Annotated in this window: 18 protein-coding genes; 3 read left to right on the top strand and 15 right to left on the bottom strand. The window is 27.8% G+C overall.

Annotation, left to right across the window (positions count from 1 at the left end):
* Positions 1-81: 81 nt before the first annotated feature.
* A complete protein-coding gene (gene rbr, locus Q0V08_RS05415; protein WP_297432775.1) occupies positions 82-660 on the bottom strand; it encodes a rubrerythrin in 579 nt (192 codons plus the stop codon).
* Positions 661-777: 117 nt separating this feature from the next.
* On the opposite strand from rbr, the gene Q0V08_RS05420 reads away from it, so the two are divergent.
* The gene (locus Q0V08_RS05420; protein WP_297432776.1) at positions 778-1,290 is read left to right on the top strand and encodes a nitroreductase family protein; all 513 of its coding nucleotides are present in this window, start codon (positions 778-780) and stop codon (positions 1,288-1,290) included.
* A 25-nt stretch (positions 1,291-1,315) separates the two neighbouring features.
* On the opposite strand, the gene Q0V08_RS05425 is transcribed toward Q0V08_RS05420, so the two are convergent.
* The 9 genes from Q0V08_RS05425 to Q0V08_RS05465 form a co-directional block, all read right to left on the bottom strand.
* A complete protein-coding gene (locus Q0V08_RS05425; RefSeq protein WP_297432778.1) occupies positions 1,316-1,822 on the bottom strand; it encodes a pyridoxamine 5'-phosphate oxidase family protein in 507 nt (168 codons plus the stop codon).
* Positions 1,823-1,924: 102 nt separating this feature from the next.
* A complete protein-coding gene (locus tag Q0V08_RS05430; RefSeq protein ID WP_297432780.1) occupies positions 1,925-3,625 on the bottom strand; it encodes an ABC transporter ATP-binding protein in 1,701 nt (566 codons plus the stop codon).
* Positions 3,615-4,499, bottom strand: coding sequence for an ABC transporter substrate-binding protein (locus Q0V08_RS05435; RefSeq protein ID WP_297432781.1), 885 nt, complete (start codon positions 4,497-4,499; stop codon positions 3,615-3,617). The genes Q0V08_RS05430 and Q0V08_RS05435 overlap by 11 nt, the downstream gene beginning before the upstream one ends.
* A gap of 8 nt (positions 4,500-4,507) precedes the next feature.
* Positions 4,508-5,281 (bottom strand): ABC transporter ATP-binding protein, encoded by a 774-nt coding sequence (locus Q0V08_RS05440; RefSeq protein WP_185891197.1) that lies wholly within the window; start codon positions 5,279-5,281, stop codon positions 4,508-4,510.
* Positions 5,281-6,249, bottom strand: a complete 969-nt coding sequence (locus Q0V08_RS05445; protein ID WP_297432784.1) for an iron ABC transporter permease — start codon at positions 6,247-6,249, stop codon at positions 5,281-5,283. The genes Q0V08_RS05440 and Q0V08_RS05445 overlap by 1 nt, the downstream gene beginning before the upstream one ends.
* Positions 6,250-6,266: 17 nt before the next feature.
* Complete coding sequence (locus Q0V08_RS05450) at positions 6,267-8,300, bottom strand: TonB-dependent receptor (RefSeq protein ID WP_297432786.1); 2,034 nt, start codon at positions 8,298-8,300, stop codon at positions 6,267-6,269.
* A gap of 18 nt (positions 8,301-8,318) precedes the next feature.
* Entirely contained in the window at positions 8,319-9,581 is a 1,263-nt protein-coding gene (locus Q0V08_RS05455; protein ID WP_297432787.1) for a radical SAM protein, read from the bottom strand.
* A 7-nt stretch (positions 9,582-9,588) separates the two neighbouring features.
* Positions 9,589-10,026 carry a biopolymer transporter ExbD gene (locus Q0V08_RS05460; RefSeq protein WP_297432789.1) on the bottom strand — a complete coding sequence of 146 codons (438 nt, stop codon included), beginning with the start codon at positions 10,024-10,026 and terminating at the stop codon, positions 9,589-9,591.
* 9 nt (positions 10,027-10,035) lie between these two features.
* Positions 10,036-10,659 (bottom strand): MotA/TolQ/ExbB proton channel family protein, encoded by a 624-nt coding sequence (locus Q0V08_RS05465; RefSeq protein WP_297432791.1) that lies wholly within the window; start codon positions 10,657-10,659, stop codon positions 10,036-10,038.
* 169 nt (positions 10,660-10,828) lie between these two features.
* Here Q0V08_RS05465 and Q0V08_RS05470 point away from each other — a divergent pair, with 169 nt between their 5' ends.
* Both Q0V08_RS05470 and Q0V08_RS05475 read left to right on the top strand, forming a co-directional pair.
* Positions 10,829-11,542, top strand: coding sequence for an energy transducer TonB (locus Q0V08_RS05470; protein ID WP_297432793.1), 714 nt, complete (start codon positions 10,829-10,831; stop codon positions 11,540-11,542).
* Positions 11,543-11,560: 18 nt separating this feature from the next.
* On the top strand, positions 11,561-12,067 hold the full coding sequence (locus Q0V08_RS05475; RefSeq protein ID WP_297432795.1) for a flavodoxin family protein: 507 nt from the start codon (positions 11,561-11,563) through the stop codon (positions 12,065-12,067).
* A gap of 47 nt (positions 12,068-12,114) precedes the next feature.
* Here the strand turns inward: Q0V08_RS05475 and hutX are convergent, their stop codons facing one another.
* The 5 genes from hutX to Q0V08_RS05500 all read right to left on the bottom strand — a co-directional run.
* The gene (gene hutX / locus Q0V08_RS05480; RefSeq protein ID WP_297432797.1) at positions 12,115-12,585 is read right to left on the bottom strand and encodes a heme utilization cystosolic carrier protein HutX; all 471 of its coding nucleotides are present in this window, start codon (positions 12,583-12,585) and stop codon (positions 12,115-12,117) included.
* Positions 12,586-12,645: 60 nt separating this feature from the next.
* On the bottom strand, positions 12,646-13,848 hold the full coding sequence (locus tag Q0V08_RS05485) for a YhjD/YihY/BrkB family envelope integrity protein (RefSeq protein WP_256689969.1): 1,203 nt from the start codon (positions 13,846-13,848) through the stop codon (positions 12,646-12,648).
* Between the two features lie 189 nt (positions 13,849-14,037).
* Entirely contained in the window at positions 14,038-15,432 is a 1,395-nt protein-coding gene (locus tag Q0V08_RS05490) for a PTS transporter subunit EIIC (RefSeq protein WP_297432802.1), read from the bottom strand.
* An 18-nt stretch (positions 15,433-15,450) separates the two neighbouring features.
* Positions 15,451-16,347, bottom strand: a complete 897-nt coding sequence (murQ, locus tag Q0V08_RS05495; protein WP_297432804.1) for an N-acetylmuramic acid 6-phosphate etherase — start codon at positions 16,345-16,347, stop codon at positions 15,451-15,453.
* Positions 16,348-16,904 (bottom strand): MurR/RpiR family transcriptional regulator (locus tag Q0V08_RS05500; RefSeq protein ID WP_297432806.1); only part of this gene is annotated, 557 nt, incomplete at its 5' end.

Consider the following 16,904-nt stretch of genomic DNA (forward strand, 5'->3'; position numbering starts at 1 on the left):
GTATACCCTATTTTTCTTCTAAAAAACAATTTTTTTACAATAAAAAAAACAGAGAGAATTTTATCTCTCTGTTTTTTTATTTTAATAGTTAATACACTCTAACTCAAACTCTTTTTGCTTCTCTAAGCAAGATGGACAAACTTTTGGAGCCTCTGTTCCTTCGTGAACATACCCACATCTTCTACACTTCCATCTTACATCGTTATCTTTTTTAAATACATGATCTTCTCCTAAATTTTTTAATAATTTACGATATCTTTTTTCATGTAATTTCTCAACTTCTACAATAACTTTAAATGCTGCTGCAACTTGTAGAAATCCCTCTTCTGTAGCAACTTCTGCGAATCCTGGGTATAACTCTGCCCACTCTTCATACTCTCCTTCTGCTGCTTCCTCTAAATTTTCCATAGTCGTTCCAACTATCCCTGCTGGATAAGTTGCTGTTATTTCAACTGGTCCACCTTCTAAATATGAGAAAAATCTTCTTGCATGATACTGCTCATTCAGAGCTGTTTCCTCAAATAATGCAGCAATTTGCTCATAACCTTCACTTCTAGCTTTATCTGCAAACAGTGTGTATCTCTGTCTTGCTTGAGATTCTCCTGCAAAAGCTTTTAATAAATTTTGTTCAGTTTTAGTTCCTTTTATAGATTTACCCATTGGTATCCCTCCTTCGAATCTTCTCTGAAATATTGTTCAAAATTTTTTTGATTTTCCTTTTTATTTTTTTGTTTATATGTTAATATTAAAAAAATACTAATTTAAACTGGAGGATTTATGGATTTTTTATCAAGAAGATCAATTAGAAAATATACTTCACAAAATATTGAAAAAGAAAAATTAGATGAAATATTAAAGGTAGCTTTAACTGCTCCTACTGGAAGAAATTTAAAACCATTTGAGTTAATTCTAATAAAAGAAAAAAATGCGTTAAATAAGCTATCTTTATCAAAATCTATTGGATCTGCTATGTTAAAAGAAGCTAATGCAGCCATTATTGTCTTAGGTAATCCTGAAATTTCAAATACTTGGAATGAAGATGCTTCTATTGTTTCTTTTAGTATACAACTTAAAGCTTTTGAATTAGAACTTGGAAGTTGCTGGATAAATGTTAAAGATAGAAAAACAAGCGATAATACAGAATCAGAAGAGTATATTAAAAATAATTTTAATATACCTAGTCACTTAAAAATAGTTTCTATTATTTCCTTAGGTTATCCAAATGAACACAAACCTGCACATGATGATAAAGATATGGATTTTTCTAAAATTCATTTAGAGAAATATTAAAAAAAGCCAAATTAATTGGCTTTTTTTATCTATGAGATTTTTTATCTCCTGTCATTTGAATGACGTCTCCATTTTTTAAATTGTATGCTTGTCCAAACCCTTTTACAAATCTTCCATTAACTATATTTAACTTTACTAAATGAAAATCTTCCATTTTACGAACAACTTTCATTCCTTCTCCAACGTTCTCTTCAAAAGCATCTAATATTGTATTAAATTTCTCATCTCTTTCCTTAAATTCAGCTACTACATTATATCTTAATCTCTTTCTTACTAAAACAGAAGCTGCATCTTTTTCATCTTGTAAAAACATAATTTCAAATTGAGGATTATCTTTTAAATTATCAAAATGATCTCCAATTTCACTAATATAAATATATCCTTCCCCTTCAAAATCTAAGTATGGAGCATATGTCACATCAACATCTCCATTTTTAGATTTTGTTCCTAATATAACTGATTTAAAATCCCCTCTAAACTCTTCTACCTCTTTTTTTATTTGTTCTTTATCAAATTTTATTGGCATCATCATAATTGTTTTTTCTCCTTTAATTTTGTTAATCAAACTATTTAAATATATGATATATTTTTTAACAAATTTTGTCAAGAACATTTTATACCTTTGTTGTATATTTTATAAATTCCCAGCTTTGTACATATTAAAAAATACACCTTTTTTATCAATTAAACTTTGAAAATCGCCCATCTCCTTAATTCCATCTTTACCTAAAACTACAATTTTATTAAAATTTTTAAGTGTATTTAATCTATGAGCTATTGAAATTATTATTTTATCTTCAAATTTCTGTAGAATATTATCCATTATTTTTTTCTCTAAAATATTGTCCAAGGCTGAAGTTCCTTCATCTAAAAATATGATTTCTGGGTCTTTTAAAAACAATCTTGCCATTGATAGCCTTTGCTTCTGCCCTGAACTTAATTCAATTCCACCTTGACCTAGTTTTGTATTTTCTTTCTTTTCTAAACTTTCTACAAATTCTTTTAATTGAGCTAATTCTAATGCTTCTTCTATCTCTTTTTTTGTTGCATCTCTTTTTACCACTTTTATATTCTCTAATATTGTTTCATTCATTAAACTGTCTCTCTGATCGACTATCGCTATTCTATTTAACAAACTTTCTCTATCTACCTCATGGATACATAAATCATTTATAAAAATTGTATTTTCTTCAGGTAAAAATGTTCTTTTTAAAAGTGAAAATATTGTCGTTTTTCCTACTCCACTCTCTCCAACAAATGCTACTTTTTCTCCTTTTTCTATAGTTATTGATAAATTTTTTATAACTTCTTGTTTATCAAATGCAAAATTTAATCCATCTACCTTTATACTATCTATATTTTTTTCTATAATTGTATTTCCATCTTTAATATTTGGAATATTCATAACTTCTAAAAATCTACTTATTCCTGTAGCTCCTCTTTGAAATACATCTACAAGTCCCATAAGTCTTAAAAGATATACTCTAAATCTATTAGTCAACAATATAAAACTCACAATAACTCCAAAACTTATTTCGCTTTTTATATGCATATATCCACCTATAAATATAACAATAAGTTGAGTAAGTTGATTATAAAAATTAATACCTGACATTAAAGCTGATGTGTTAAATATATTATTTTTCTCTACACTTAATAACTCTTTATTTTTACTTGAAAACTTCTCTAAAGTATCTTTTTCTAGAACATTATCTTTTATAAAGAATATAGTCTTCAATGAATCGTGAATTCCTGATGTTAATTTAGAAAATCTCTCTCTTACTTCTATATAACCATATTTTAATTTCTTATTTTGAATTATTGTAAAATATATAGCTATTGGTAAAGGAATCATTGTTATTAAAGTTAACTTCAAATTAAAAGTAGCCATTAAAGCCATAGCTCCAACTATTGATAATATTGAAAATAAAAAATCTTCTAGTCCTCTGTATAAAAGAGCTGAAACATTTTCTAAATCATTTGTAACTCTTGATATAATATCTCCACTTTGATTTTTCATAAAATATGTATCTGGTTGATTTAATATTTTTTTAAATAAATCTTCTCTCATAAAAAATTTTATTCTATTTCCCATCAGCTGTCCTCTTGAACTAGAGTAAATTGATAAAAATAATCTTATAATATAAAGTATTAATAAAAAAGCTGAGAACATAAAAAATTCATTTAAGTTTTTCTTGGGAATTGAGTTATCAATTAAATTTTGAACCACTATTGGTCCATATAAATCTAGTACAGTTACAAAAAAACTGCTAACTAAAAAATAAGTTAGCAGTTTTCTTTCTTTTAAATAGTACTTGAAAATACTATTTAACATTTGACAACTCCTTATATAACTCTTCTAAAGCATCGATTACTCTAGGTGTTCCTCTTAGTATTTTGTCTGATTCAATTATCATTATATTCCCTTTTTGTCCTGCTTTTGTTTGTTTTACAACTGGATTACTATTTAAAATATAATTTTTATTTTTTATAGCCATTGAACCTACAAGTATGTCAGGATTTTCTGCTAATAAAAATTCTGGCGATAATATTGGTCTTCCACCTGGTAACCCTTTTGCTATATTTTCTATTCCTAAAGTATCGAAAATTTGACCTGGTAATGAATTTGGACTAAATACCATCATCGGAGATGTTGAAAATAAAAACCCTCCCTTTATATTTAAAGGCTTTTCTGCTATTTTCTCTTTTATCATTTTTAATTTTTGGTTATAACTATCAATTAATTTATCCGTATTCTCTTCTTTTCCAGTTATAACTCCATATATTTCTAAATTATTTAAAATTTGTTCAAAAGAATTAGCTTCATTAATTATAAAGTTTAATTTTCTCGCTTTTAAACTTTCTCCAAAACCTTCAGACATAGTATTTAGTATTACTAAATCTGGGCTATACATTAAAACTTGTTCTACCGAAGGTTTCATTATTGTTCCTGCTTTTGGCAAATCCTTTGTTTTTTCTTGTGGCCAAATTGGATTTTTTGCAGTATCCGCTATTGCTACTATATTATTTTCTCCACCAATTAAATAAAATGCCTCCACTGCTGCCGGATCTAATATTAAAACTTTTTTATACTCTTTCTTTGCTATTTTATTACCTCTTGAATCTATAATAAAATCATTTTCTATTTTTAAAGCATAAACTAGATTACTAATTAAAATAGTAAAAATTAATGTCATTACTCTTTTCATCTTTCCTCCTAAACTAATGGAATAATATACGGTATTCCACTCTCATCTTTTATAACTTTAGCCTTTAAATTATAAACTTTTTGTAAATTTTCTTCTGTCAAAACTTCAGATGGTGTTCCTTGATATTTTATCTCTCCATCTTTCATCATAATAAGTTCATCACAAAACATAGCAGCTAAATTTAAATCGTGTAATACTGCTACTCCTGTTAAAGATTTTTCAGCCACTAAGGTTTTTACTTTATTTAATAATTCAACTGCATGATTTAAATCTAAAGCTGAAGTTGGTTCATCTAATAATAAAATTTCTGGATCTTGAGTTAAAGCTCTTGCTAATAAAACTCTTTGAAATTCTCCTCCAGAAAGACTAATTGCTACTCTTTCAGAAAATTTTTCTAATCCTAAAAACTTCAAATTATCCTCAACTTTTCTTCTATCTTCATATGAATATCCTGCCCAACTAGATTTTAAATGAGGTAGTCTCCCCATTAAAACAAAATCCTTTACTGACATGTTTGTCATTAAGTTTGATTTTTGTGGAACTAAGGAAACCAATCTTGCTTTCTCTTTTTTAGAAAGTTCCTTTGTTTCCTTTCCATTAAATTCAATATCCCCTTCACTTGGATTTAAATAACCTAATATATTCTTTAAAAATGTTGACTTACCACAACCATTTGGTCCTAATATCCCCGTCATTTTTCCTTTAGTAATATTAACTTTTAATTTTTTTAAAATCTCCCTCTCTCCATAAGAAAATGAAAGGTTATTCACTCTTACTCCCATTAATTTCCTCCCTTAGCTTTAAATGCTAAATATAAGAAGAAGGGAGCTCCAAAGAATGCTGTGACAACTCCAATTGGAATCTCAACAGGAGCTAAAAACAGTCTACCTATTGTGTCACAAATTAATAGGAAAAATCCACCCGCTAAGGCAGCATTAGGAATTAACCTAGAGTTAGATGGTCCTACTAACATTCTTATTGAATGAGGTATAATTAATCCTACAAAACCAATCATTCCTGAAAACGCAACTGAAAACGCTACAACTAATGCTGATACTGTTAATACTTTTGCTTTCAGTGTATGCACATCAACTCCTAAAGAATTAGCTTCTTCATCCCCTGACAATAGTGCATCCAATTGATTTCTTTGTAAGTAGAAAAATATTAAAGAAAAAATCAGTGGAACTATAAGTAATAACACTTTTGTCCAAGTTGCTCCTCCTAAATAACCCATTAACCACATAGTTATCTTAAAAGATTCCTCTCCTATTAAATACATAGCAAAAGATGTAAAAGCTCCTATAAAAGCAGATACAGCTATTCCTACTATTAAAAGAGTTGTTATGTCAACCTTACCACTTCTATTTGATAGTTTAAATATAATGAATGTGCTTATCAAACATGATAAAAATGCCAATACCCCATAAAAAATATCTGGTAACTGAAACACATACGCTATAACAGCTCCAAATGTAGCACTTGCTGCAATTCCTATTATATAAGGATCAGCTAGTGGATTTTGGAATACTGCTTGAACCACTACTCCACTTGATGAAAGCATCATTCCTATTAATAATGCCATTACTATTCTTGGTAATCTTATATCATAAATTATTGTTTTTATATAATCTGGTGCTGTACTTATGGAAAATAGTTGTTCCAATGGTACAGAAACACTTCCTAAACCAATAGAAAGTGTTCCTGTTAGTATTATTCCCAGAATTAATATTAACGATATATGTTTTTTCATATTAATTCTCCTATTTTTTAGAAATTGTATTTAAATCCTGCGTAAAGACTTCTCTCTGCAGCTGGGTTATACTCTTTGCCATCTGAGCTTATAGAGTTATAATACTTCTCATTAAATATGTTATTAATTCCTGTATAAACTCTTAAATTTTCAACAGGTCTATAATTTAATGTTAAATTTGTCACAATATTTTCATTCTGCTTACCCTCTGTATTTTCATTATTCAAATAATAACCTGATGAATATACTGTATCCCAGATAACATTAACTTTTGAAGTTACTTCATAATCTAATGCAATGTTAAACCTATTTGTAGGAACGTCTGCTATCTCATTTCCCTCAATAGATTTATCTTGATCTTTCAATATTTTTGTTTTAACTAAAGCATATCCCTCTCTTACTGTTAACTTTCCGAAATATTGCTCAGCATTTAACTCTAAACCATATCTTCTTGTTTTTCCAATATTATAGTTTCTAAAGTTCATTCCACTATAATTTTCTGTTGCTATTTCATCATTTGTTTCAGTTAAATATACTGCTCCACTTATGAAACTTCCAAATACATAATCTTTAAAACCTGTCTCATATGTTATATATGTTTCTGAATCTAAATCATTATTGATATACGCCCCATCTATTTTATCTACTAACTGTGAAGGTGTTGGAGAAGTAAATCCTTTTTCTCCTTTCACATAGATATTTCCTGTCTCTGAATAAAGATAGTTTCCTACTAATTCATAAGCCATATTTTCCATAGTCGTTTTTCTGTTTATATTTGTATTCGCTGTTGTTGCACCACTTGATAAAGAGTTTTTTATGTATGATCTATCAGTTTTATAATCTGCATACTCATATCTTACCCCTTGAGTAAACTCAAATTTACCAACTGCATTCCTATTTAAAATAAATACACTATGAGTATCTTTAGTTAAATCATTTTTATATTTTTCTGAACTAAACATATCCATCTGACTATCTCTTTTTAGATTGTTATTTATATAGTCATAACCTAGAATTAAGCTACTTGCTTCTCCATAACTAACTTTTAATTTCGGCTTAAATCCAATTTTTTCATCTGTATAATCCATATAATTTTTAACACTATAACTCATTTTTTCATAATTATTTTCATTATATATATCTGTTTTCTGATAGAATCCAACTAAATCTAAAGTTACTTTTTCATTAAATTTGTACTCATATTTTCCTGTAAATTCATCTTTCTTAGTATTATTAACAATTAACTCGTCATATTTACCAACAAGACCATTACTTTTTGGATTTGATAACATATCTTTTGTAAGAGCTCTTGGTGATGTTGCATCATCTTTATATCTTGAATATTTAAAAGTAAAATTTTGATTATCATCAATTTTATATTTTAAACTTCCTTCAAAATATTCTGAATCTGATTCATCTCCATCTCTAAATCCTTTGTAATCATTCTTATTATAATTGATATTTATACCTAAATCTCCAACTGTCGTTCCATAAGAAACTTCACCCTTTTTCCCACCAAAAGTATTTAACTCTCCTGAAACAGAACCTCCCGTATAACCTGCTCCTGATTTTGTTACAATATTTATTATTCCACCTCTTGTTCCACTTCCATAAAGAATAGCTCCTCCGCCTGGAATAACCTCAATTTTCTCTATATTTTCAACTGGAACTGTATTAATCGGTGTTTTTGCATGAGATGTATCCAATAAATTTACACCTACACCATCTATTAAGACCTGTACATTTGCTGTTGCTTTACTACCTTGGCCTCTCATATCAATTATTGGATCTTTTGGATCTCCTATTAGATTTACACTTGGTACATCTTTTAATGCTTCTGATACAGATTGATAGTTTTTTTCCTCTATATCTTTAGCTGTAATAACTGTTACTGTATTTGTTACATTTCTTTGTGCTGTTTCAAACCCCGTTGTTGAAATTACACTTTCATTTAATTTAACCCCTTTATTAGCTTCTTCATAGAAAAAATCATCATTTGAATAACTTAAAGCTGTTACTATTAAACTTAATATTGCTATTCTTTTGTTCATAATTTTAATCCCTCTCCATTACTTTTTTATTAATCCTAAAGTTTTTTCAACAACTGTTGTTAAAATCTCTCTAGATATATTGTTACCCCAAAATAAGCCATCTTCAGTTAGTTTATAGTATTCTTTATCTTCTAACATAAAATTATTCTCTTTTAACTTAAATAACAACTCTTCAAAAACCATCATCTCTTCAGGTGTTAATATATCTTTTACTATATTTTTATCTATTTGTGGAAATTGAAATAACCCACTAAATTTATCCAATCTTTGTTGATAATCACTTTTTTCAACAAACATTGACATCTCTTTCTTCATTCTAAAAATAGATATATTATCAACATTCCCTCCAGCTCCAACTCCAATTGGAAAAGTGTCTCCTCCAAAGTTTCTAGTTTTTATATATTTATATTTATCTCTTCCTTTTTTTGCTATCTTCGTTAACTCTAATACGTAATAATCACTATCTTTAGTTAATTCTTTTATAAATGCATCATGTAACTCTCTCTCTTTTTTTAAATCCTCTTGAATTTTAACTTTTTCATCTTTTATATCATGAGATAATGTTGACCCTTCATGAACCATTAATGAATAAAAGCTTGAACTTCCTAAATCTAACTTTTTTATAATCTTAGCATCCTCTATAGCATCCTCTATTTTTTGTGTTGGATAGTTATAAATAATATCTATACAAACTTCTCCATTAAATTTTTCTTTTAATTGAATTAATCTTTCTATTGTTTCATTTTTCGAGTATGTTCTGTTGTAAAATTTTCTTCCTTCATCTGAGAAACTTTGAATACCTACAGATAATCTATTAACTCCATATTTATTCATTAACTCTATTTTTTCATCATTTAAATTATGTAATGTTGTTTCTAAAGTAAATTCATATTCTGCAGAAAATTTTATATTTCTATTAACACTTTGAAGTATTTTTTCCAATTGATTATTTTTATAAACTGTTGGAGTTCCTCCACCAAAATATATCACATCTATACTTTTTTCCTTAAAATATCTGTAATCCCCATATTTATCAAATTCACTAACAATATAATCTGCATAAGAGTCTAAACTTCCACTTAATTGCTCTCTATTTAAATTACAAAACGAACAAATTTTATCACAATATGGTGTATGAACATATATAGCTCTTGGAACATCTTTAGGTTCCTCTTTTAATATGTTTAAAAATTCTTCCTCCGTAACTCTTTTTTGAGGATAATACTTTCCTATTAATCCACTAGAATTATGATGACTCTTATATCTTGTTTCAAAATACATTATTTAATCACTTCCCTTTAGTCTCTATATCTATTGCTTGTGCTCCAGCCAACTTTATATCTGACATTATATCTACCACATCTCCATAGTCGATTCCTCTATCAGCTAATATTGCTACTCTTTTATTTTCCATTAGTATAATTGTATTTTTTATTTTTTCTTGCAATTCATCTTTTTTTATATCTACTATGGAACTCTCTTTTTGTTTATCTATTTTTATTTTTAGCTCTCCATTACTTGCAACTAAAATTGAAATTTTATCAATAGCTTCTGTTATTTCAGAAACCTCTGATTTAGGTAAATCTATTTTCATACCCTTCATATCATCAAATGTTGTAGCAACCATAAAAAATATCAGAAGTAAAAACACTACATCTATCAATGGAGTTAAATCTGGTGTTAATTGTTTTCTTTGATAATTCATAAACCCTTTTGATTTAAACATATTCTATACCTACATCTTTCTTAAAATATTTATAAATTCAACTACATTTTTTTCCATATCAACCAATGCTTTTTCAATCTTTTTTTGATAGAAATTATAGAATATTAAAGCAGGTATTGCTACAATTAAACCTGATGCTGTTGTGATTAGCGCTTGAGAAATTCCAAAAGCTAGAACTGTTGGATCTCCCGCTCCATGCTTTGACATAACTGTAAATGCTCCAATCATTCCAGTTACGGTTCCTAATAACCCTGCTAATGGAGTTACATTAGCTGCTAAAGCTAGAATCCACATATTTTTTTCTAATTTTGGCATCTCTCTTAAAGCACATTCTCTTGCTTTCTCTTCTAAATAATCATAAGTACAACAATTCATCTTTTCACCATTATATTCTATTAAAATTGTTTTCATTACTTTTGCAGATGTATTTTTAAAGCAATCGCATGCTTTTATAGCTCTTTCTCTTTCATTATTTTTGATAAATTTCTCCAAATGATTTATTAAAAGTTCTCCGTTATCTTTCTCATTTTTAAAGAAGTAGTATCCTCTTTCTAATATCACACTAAGACCTGCTACTGATAAAAATATTATTACAGCCATTAATGGTCCTCCTGCCTTAATTATATCTATCATATATTCCCTCCTAAAATTAAATATTTTGACATTCAAAGTTATTATAATGATTTTGTACTAAATAGTCAATATATTTTTCTAACAAAGTATTTTTTTATAAATAATTTGATAATTAAAATATTTTTTGTTATAATCATTGTGGATTTACTACTTATTTTTTGGAGGAATTATGAAGTTTTTTATTTTTTCAATAGTTTTACATATATTTATTTTTATTTTTGGTTTTTCTTTAGATTCAAATAAAAGTTTTGAAATTAATAATATTGGAAATGATTTTAGCGCTCCATCTATCTCTGTTAATTTCAATTCTATGCAAATAACTCCACAACCTCAACCAACTGAATCATCAGACGAAATTTTAAAAGAGGTTTTAGAAGAAAAGTTAGAAGAAAAAATAGATAAACCTAAAATTGAGGAGAAAAAAAGAGAAGTTATAAAAAAAGAGAATAAAAAAGATTCTAAACCTAAAAAAGTTTTAGAAAAAAAGAAAAATGAATCTGCTAAAAAATCTAAACAATCAGAAAATATAAATACACCTACAAACACTAATACTGATTTAATTGAGCTTTCACAAGGAGTATTTGCTGCTAAAAATCAAGGGGTCCAAGGACTTAAATATTCTTTTATTTCTCAACCTGATCCAGAGTATCCTTTAGCTGCCAAAAGAGTATCATACACTAAAGAAGTTTCTATTAAAGTTAGATTTCTTGTGGGATTAAATGGCGAAATTGAAGATATTAAATTTTATAATAATAAAGATAGTTTAGGTTTCCAAAAAGAAGTCGAAAAAACTTTAAACAAGTGGAAATTGACTCCTGTAACTTTAAATAACAAACCAATAAAACTATACTTTTATAAAGAATTTAAATTTAATCAAAAATAATGGGAGGATTTTAATTTTATGAAAATACTTATTACGTATTCGTCAAAGACTGGAAATACAGAAAAAATAGCTCAAGCTATTCATAGAGGTATTCCAACTGCTAACCTTTTACCAATCTCTGAAATTGTAAATTTAGACTATGATTTAATTTTTGTGGGAGGTTGGATTGACAGAGCCACTTTCGATCAAACATCATTGACTTTAGCTAAACAAATTTTTGATAAAAATGTTGCATATTTCTTTACTTTAGGTGCTTATCCACACTCTGAACATGCTAAAGATTGTGTTAACAACATTGAAACTCTATTAAAAAATAATAATAACAATATTTTAGGTGGATACTTTTGTCAAGGAGCCATTGATCCAAAGTTAATCTCTTGGCTATCAACACTTCCATCTGATCACAAAATGTCTCCTAACGAAGAAAGAAGGCAAAGATGGGAAGATGCTAAATCACATCCAGACCAATTGGATTTAGATAAAGCTACTGAATTTAGTTTAGATATTATTTCTAAGCACAAATAAAATAAAAAATAGGGAAAAGTTATAGTAGCTTTTCCCTATTTTTATTTTTATAAACTCTTAAAACTTTCTAAACACTCTTCAATTAACTCTTTCTTTTCATTTCTTGGAACATACACTGCAAATATCTCCTTTTCATCCTCTCCAAAGAATTTTATAGAATAGCTCTCTCTTCCAAACATTATATCTTTTACTAAAAAAATCTCTTTTATTTTTCCCACACTTAAATGTCCGCCTATTGTCGAATTTTTATCATGAAAATTCAAGAATCCATGAGCATAAAATCCTTTTGGAAACTTATCTTGTATTTCTAATACAAAACTTGGAGTAACAACTAGTAAAAATACCTTTTCCCAACCTCTTAATATATCAAATAACCCATCAATTTTTTCTATATCATATTTTTTTACAGTTGATGCTTCTCTTAAGACTTCAATCATTGGAATATCCAATTCTTTAGCTATTTTATTTAAAGAAGCCTTTTCATCATTTGCCAGTATCTCGTTTATTTTATTTTTCATAAATTCCTCCTACACTATATTATGTAAGAGAAATATATTATATTTTAAAAACTTTGTCAATCAAATATTTTTAAAATATTCAATTATTTTTGAATTTTCATTAAATTTAACTTCGTCTATCACATAATTTTCTCCAAAATTTTCCATATCCTCATATAATTTCTTAAATGTTATTATCTCTACACTCATTGTTAGTTTATAATTTTTTTCATCTGTCGTTTCACATTCAATCGTTGAAATATAGCCCATTTTTTTTAACATATCTAAAATTCCTCTAGTTAACTCTGTTGGTATTTTTAAGCTTTCAGATATTTCTATAGCAGATATTGGTTTATTATTTTTTAAATAATTTTCCATTAATGTTAGTAATACTTTTTGAGTAACCCTATACTTTGAAATAAAATTTATCTTTTTTATTATTCCAATTTTTCCTAGACTATCTCTATTTTGTAAAATATATGAAAAGTGTGCTCCTATTAAAATTAAAAACCATACAATTTTTAACCATATTAAAGAAAGCAGTAAAACTGAAAAACTTCCATAAATTTTATTATATGTTGTTATTATTATCTGTAATCTTACTAATAGCATATTACTTTGATTTAATAAAAATGAAATTATAAAACTACTCCAAAGAGTTGGAACTAAATTTACTTTTGTATTTGGAAGAACAGTATAAAAAAATACAAAAAATATCCACAACGCTAAATATGGCGCTATTAATTGTATTATATGTTTACTGTAAAATATATCAGTTTTTAAATTAGTTAATATATTGGCTCCAATCACACTTACTGGTAACATTAAAAAAACAATAAAATAATCAGTCACTTTCCTAAAAACACCCCTTGTTTTTCTAATTCCCCATATACTATTTAATGCTTTTTCAATCACAGAAAACATCGATATGATAACCCAACCTAAAGATAAAAAACCTACTCCAGCAATAATCCCACTTCTAGTATTTTGGAGCAAATTCTGAGTTGTTTCTAGTATAAGATTTACAGTCTCCTCATTTAACGGAGAACTTTCTGTTAATTGCTTAAGATAATAATTATCTATTCCAAACCATCTTCCAATACTAAACGCTATCGCTAAAACAGGTATAAAAGATAATGTTGTAAAATAACATAAGGTATTTGCCCATAAATTTGAATTTGATCTTTTATAATTTTCTAAAGCTCCTTTCATCTGACTATAAAAATGAGTCAGTTGTAGCTCACTTATATAATCTTTTATTTTATTTATAAATTTTAAAATCATCTCATCCCTCCCAATATGTTCTTTTCTAATTTTATCATATTTCCTTTATTAAAAAAATTAAAAGAACCTCTTTTAGGAAGGTTCTTTTAATACGGGGGGATTATTTATTTTTATAACACTTTTTTCTTTATTATATCTTTTAGACATATATCTTTAAAAAAAAGTTTTATTTTTTTATTTTTTTATTTTTTATATAGCTTCATCAATATCTTTTGGAATTCCAAAGAAATACGTTATTATAAATCCTGCTATATAAGATATTCCTAATCCAATTATATAGTATAAAATTTTTCCTGGAACAACTAATGGAATAGCTGTTATCCCTGCTGGTCCAAAAGCTATTGTTTGAACTTTTGTGGCTGCTAAAAATGCTCCACCTATTCCACCCGCTATCGAAGCTGTTATGAATGGTTTTCCTAACGGAAGTGTTACCCCATAAAGCATTGGTTCTCCTATTCCTAATATTGCAACTGGCATTGCAGACCTTATTATATCTCTTAATTTTTTATTATTTTTTGCTTTTATATAAATTGCTGCTGCTCCACCAATTTGTCCTCCACCTGCCATACAAAGTATAGGGAATAATGAAATACTTCCAAATTGTGTTAATTGAACCATATAAAATGGTATTAGTCCATGATGTAATCCAACCATTAATAGAGGTAAAAATGATGCTGCTAATATAAACCCACCTATTATTGCCATCGGCCCTTCACTCATTATAAAAAATGAAAAAACCTTTATAATTCCATCTGAAACTACTCCTGCAAAAGGCATTATTGCAAATATTGTTAATGTTCCCACTATCAATAACGAAATCATAGGAGTTAAAATTGTATCTAAAAAATCTGGTATAATTTTTCTAAGCTGCTTTTCGACCCAAGCTAAAATTGCAACACCTATTATAACACCTATTATTCCACCTTTACCTGGAATCAATATACTATTTAATGGTACTTCTGCATTATACAATCCCAATGCTTTTGAAAATATATTTATATTACCACTTATTGTTATTGCTCCAATAACTCCACCTAACGCAGGTGTTGCTCCAAACTCATTAGCTGAATTTATACCTACAAATATTGCAAAATATGCAAATAGACCACTACCTAAAGTTTGAAAAAATGTTATCCACATAGGCATATCTTTTATTCCCTCTGCTGTGTATACATTCTGAAAATACCCTGCTATTCCATTTAAAAGACCTGCCCCTATTATCGCTGGAATCAATGGAATAAATATATTTGCTAATCTTCTCAATACTGAAGAGAATTTACTTTGCTTTGACTTTACACTCTCTTTTGTTTTTTTCCATTCATCATCATTAGTTGATATTTCTCCACAAAGTTTTTTCATTTCATCTGCTATTTTTTTACTCTTTCCTGGTCCTACAACTACTTGAATCGTATCATCTTTTATTACTTTTATAACCCCTGGAATTTCATCTAAGTTTTTAAAATCTACTTTATCATTATTCTTAACAGAAACTCTTACTCTTGTCATACAATTGTTTATGACTGCTATATTATCTTTTGATCCCAATTTTTCAATTATCTCTCTTGCTATTGATTGATTATCCATTTAACTCTCCCCTTGATATTATTTTACTGCATCTCTTATAAAACCTTTAGATTCATTTAACCTTTCTAATGCTTCTTCTTTACCACATTTTAATAAAACCATTATGATTGCTACTTTTACTTGATTATTAGCTTTTTCTAATGTTTCTTGAGCAACTTCATAACTACACCCCGTTATTTGCATCACATTATTTTTTGCTCTCTCCTGCAACTTTATATTAGTAATTTTTAAGTCCACCATTAAATTTTCATAAACTTTTCCTATTCCTGTCATTGAAGCAGTACTAATCATATTTAAAATTAATTTTTGAGCTGTTCCTGCTTTCATTCTTGTAGATCCAGTCAATACTTCAGGTCCCACTTCTACCTCTATTGCCACATCTGCTACCTCTCCTATTTTACTTCTCTTATTACATGCAATTGCTATTGTTTTACAACCTAACTTTTTTGCATATTCAATCCCACCTATTGCATATGGTGTTCTTCCTGATGCAGCTATTCCACAAACTATATCATTTGATTTTAACTCTATTCCATTTAACTCCTCTATAGCTAATTCTTTTGAATCTTCTGCTCCCTCTTGTGCTTCTACAAAAGCTTTTTCTCCTCCTGCTATCAATCCCATTACTTTTGTCTTATCTACTCCAAACGTTGGAGGACATTCTACAGCATCTAAAACCCCTAATCTTCCACTTGTTCCAGCTCCCATATATATCAACCTTCCACCGTTATTAAAAGCTTCTATAATTAATTTTACAGCCTTCTCAATTTCTGGAATAACCTCTTGAATACTTTCTGGAACTTTTTTATCCTCATCATTTATAAGCGTTAGAACCTCTTTTATACTCATGCTATCCATATTCATGCTCTTTAAATTTCTTGTTTCTGTTGTTTTTCCTTCTAATATTTTTTCCATTTATTTTTCCACCCATCCCACTATTTCTTTACTTTTTTCTATATATTTTTTTACTTTTCTGTAATCTTTTTGCATTAATCTTAAAAAAATACTATCTAATATTATCATTTGTGCCATCCTAGATGAAATAGCTGAACTTCTTAATACACTTTCTTTAGAAACAACTCCAATATTATAATCACTTAAAGAAGAAAGACTATTTTTACCAATTGATGTTATTGATATAACACAAACTTTCATATCTTTGGCAATTTTTGCAACATCTAAAACTTCTTGAGTTTCTCCTCTATGAGAAATTGCTATAACTAAATCTTTTTCATTCATTGTTGAAAGTTTCATAAGTTGCATCTGTTTACTATCATAGTGAACAGTATCTATTTTTATTTTCATTAATTTTAACTCTAAATCTCTAGCTACAATAGACGACATTCCAGCTCCTATTATCAAAATACGACCACTTTCTCTGATTTTTTCTATAATAGTTTCAAAATTTTTATAATCAATTACTCCTACAGTGCTATTCAAAGCTTCTATAGTTTCTGCTAATGTTTTTTTTG

The sequence above is a fragment of the uncultured Cetobacterium sp. genome (assembly GCF_947038635.1).
Taxonomy (GTDB): domain Bacteria; phylum Fusobacteriota; class Fusobacteriia; order Fusobacteriales; family Fusobacteriaceae; genus Cetobacterium_A.

Excerpts from the sequence above, each read along its gene's own strand:
- rbr (WP_297432775.1), bottom strand. The coding sequence starts at position 660 with ATGGGTAAATCTATAAAAGGAACTAAAACTGAACAAAATTTATTAAAA.
- Q0V08_RS05420 (WP_297432776.1), top strand. The coding sequence starts at position 778 with ATGGATTTTTTATCAAGAAGATCAATTAGAAAATATACTTCACAAAAT.
- Q0V08_RS05425 (WP_297432778.1), bottom strand. The coding sequence starts at position 1,822 with ATGATGATGCCAATAAAATTTGATAAAGAACAAATAAAAAAAGAGGTA.
- Q0V08_RS05430 (WP_297432780.1), bottom strand. The coding sequence starts at position 3,625 with ATGTTAAATAGTATTTTCAAGTACTATTTAAAAGAAAGAAAACTGCTA.
- Q0V08_RS05435 (WP_297432781.1), bottom strand. The coding sequence starts at position 4,499 with ATGAAAAGAGTAATGACATTAATTTTTACTATTTTAATTAGTAATCTA.
- Q0V08_RS05440 (WP_185891197.1), bottom strand. The coding sequence starts at position 5,281 with ATGGGAGTAAGAGTGAATAACCTTTCATTTTCTTATGGAGAGAGGGAG.
- Q0V08_RS05445 (WP_297432784.1), bottom strand. The coding sequence starts at position 6,249 with ATGAAAAAACATATATCGTTAATATTAATTCTGGGAATAATACTAACA.
- Q0V08_RS05450 (WP_297432786.1), bottom strand. The coding sequence starts at position 8,300 with ATGAACAAAAGAATAGCAATATTAAGTTTAATAGTAACAGCTTTAAGT.
- Q0V08_RS05455 (WP_297432787.1), bottom strand. The coding sequence starts at position 9,581 with ATGTATTTTGAAACAAGATATAAGAGTCATCATAATTCTAGTGGATTA.
- Q0V08_RS05460 (WP_297432789.1), bottom strand. The coding sequence starts at position 10,026 with ATGTTTAAATCAAAAGGGTTTATGAATTATCAAAGAAAACAATTAACA.
- Q0V08_RS05465 (WP_297432791.1), bottom strand. The coding sequence starts at position 10,659 with ATGATAGATATAATTAAGGCAGGAGGACCATTAATGGCTGTAATAATA.
- Q0V08_RS05470 (WP_297432793.1), top strand. The coding sequence starts at position 10,829 with ATGAAGTTTTTTATTTTTTCAATAGTTTTACATATATTTATTTTTATT.
- Q0V08_RS05475 (WP_297432795.1), top strand. The coding sequence starts at position 11,561 with ATGAAAATACTTATTACGTATTCGTCAAAGACTGGAAATACAGAAAAA.
- hutX (WP_297432797.1), bottom strand. The coding sequence starts at position 12,585 with ATGAAAAATAAAATAAACGAGATACTGGCAAATGATGAAAAGGCTTCT.
- Q0V08_RS05485 (WP_256689969.1), bottom strand. The coding sequence starts at position 13,848 with ATGATTTTAAAATTTATAAATAAAATAAAAGATTATATAAGTGAGCTA.
- Q0V08_RS05490 (WP_297432802.1), bottom strand. The coding sequence starts at position 15,432 with ATGGATAATCAATCAATAGCAAGAGAGATAATTGAAAAATTGGGATCA.
- murQ (WP_297432804.1), bottom strand. The coding sequence starts at position 16,347 with ATGGAAAAAATATTAGAAGGAAAAACAACAGAAACAAGAAATTTAAAG.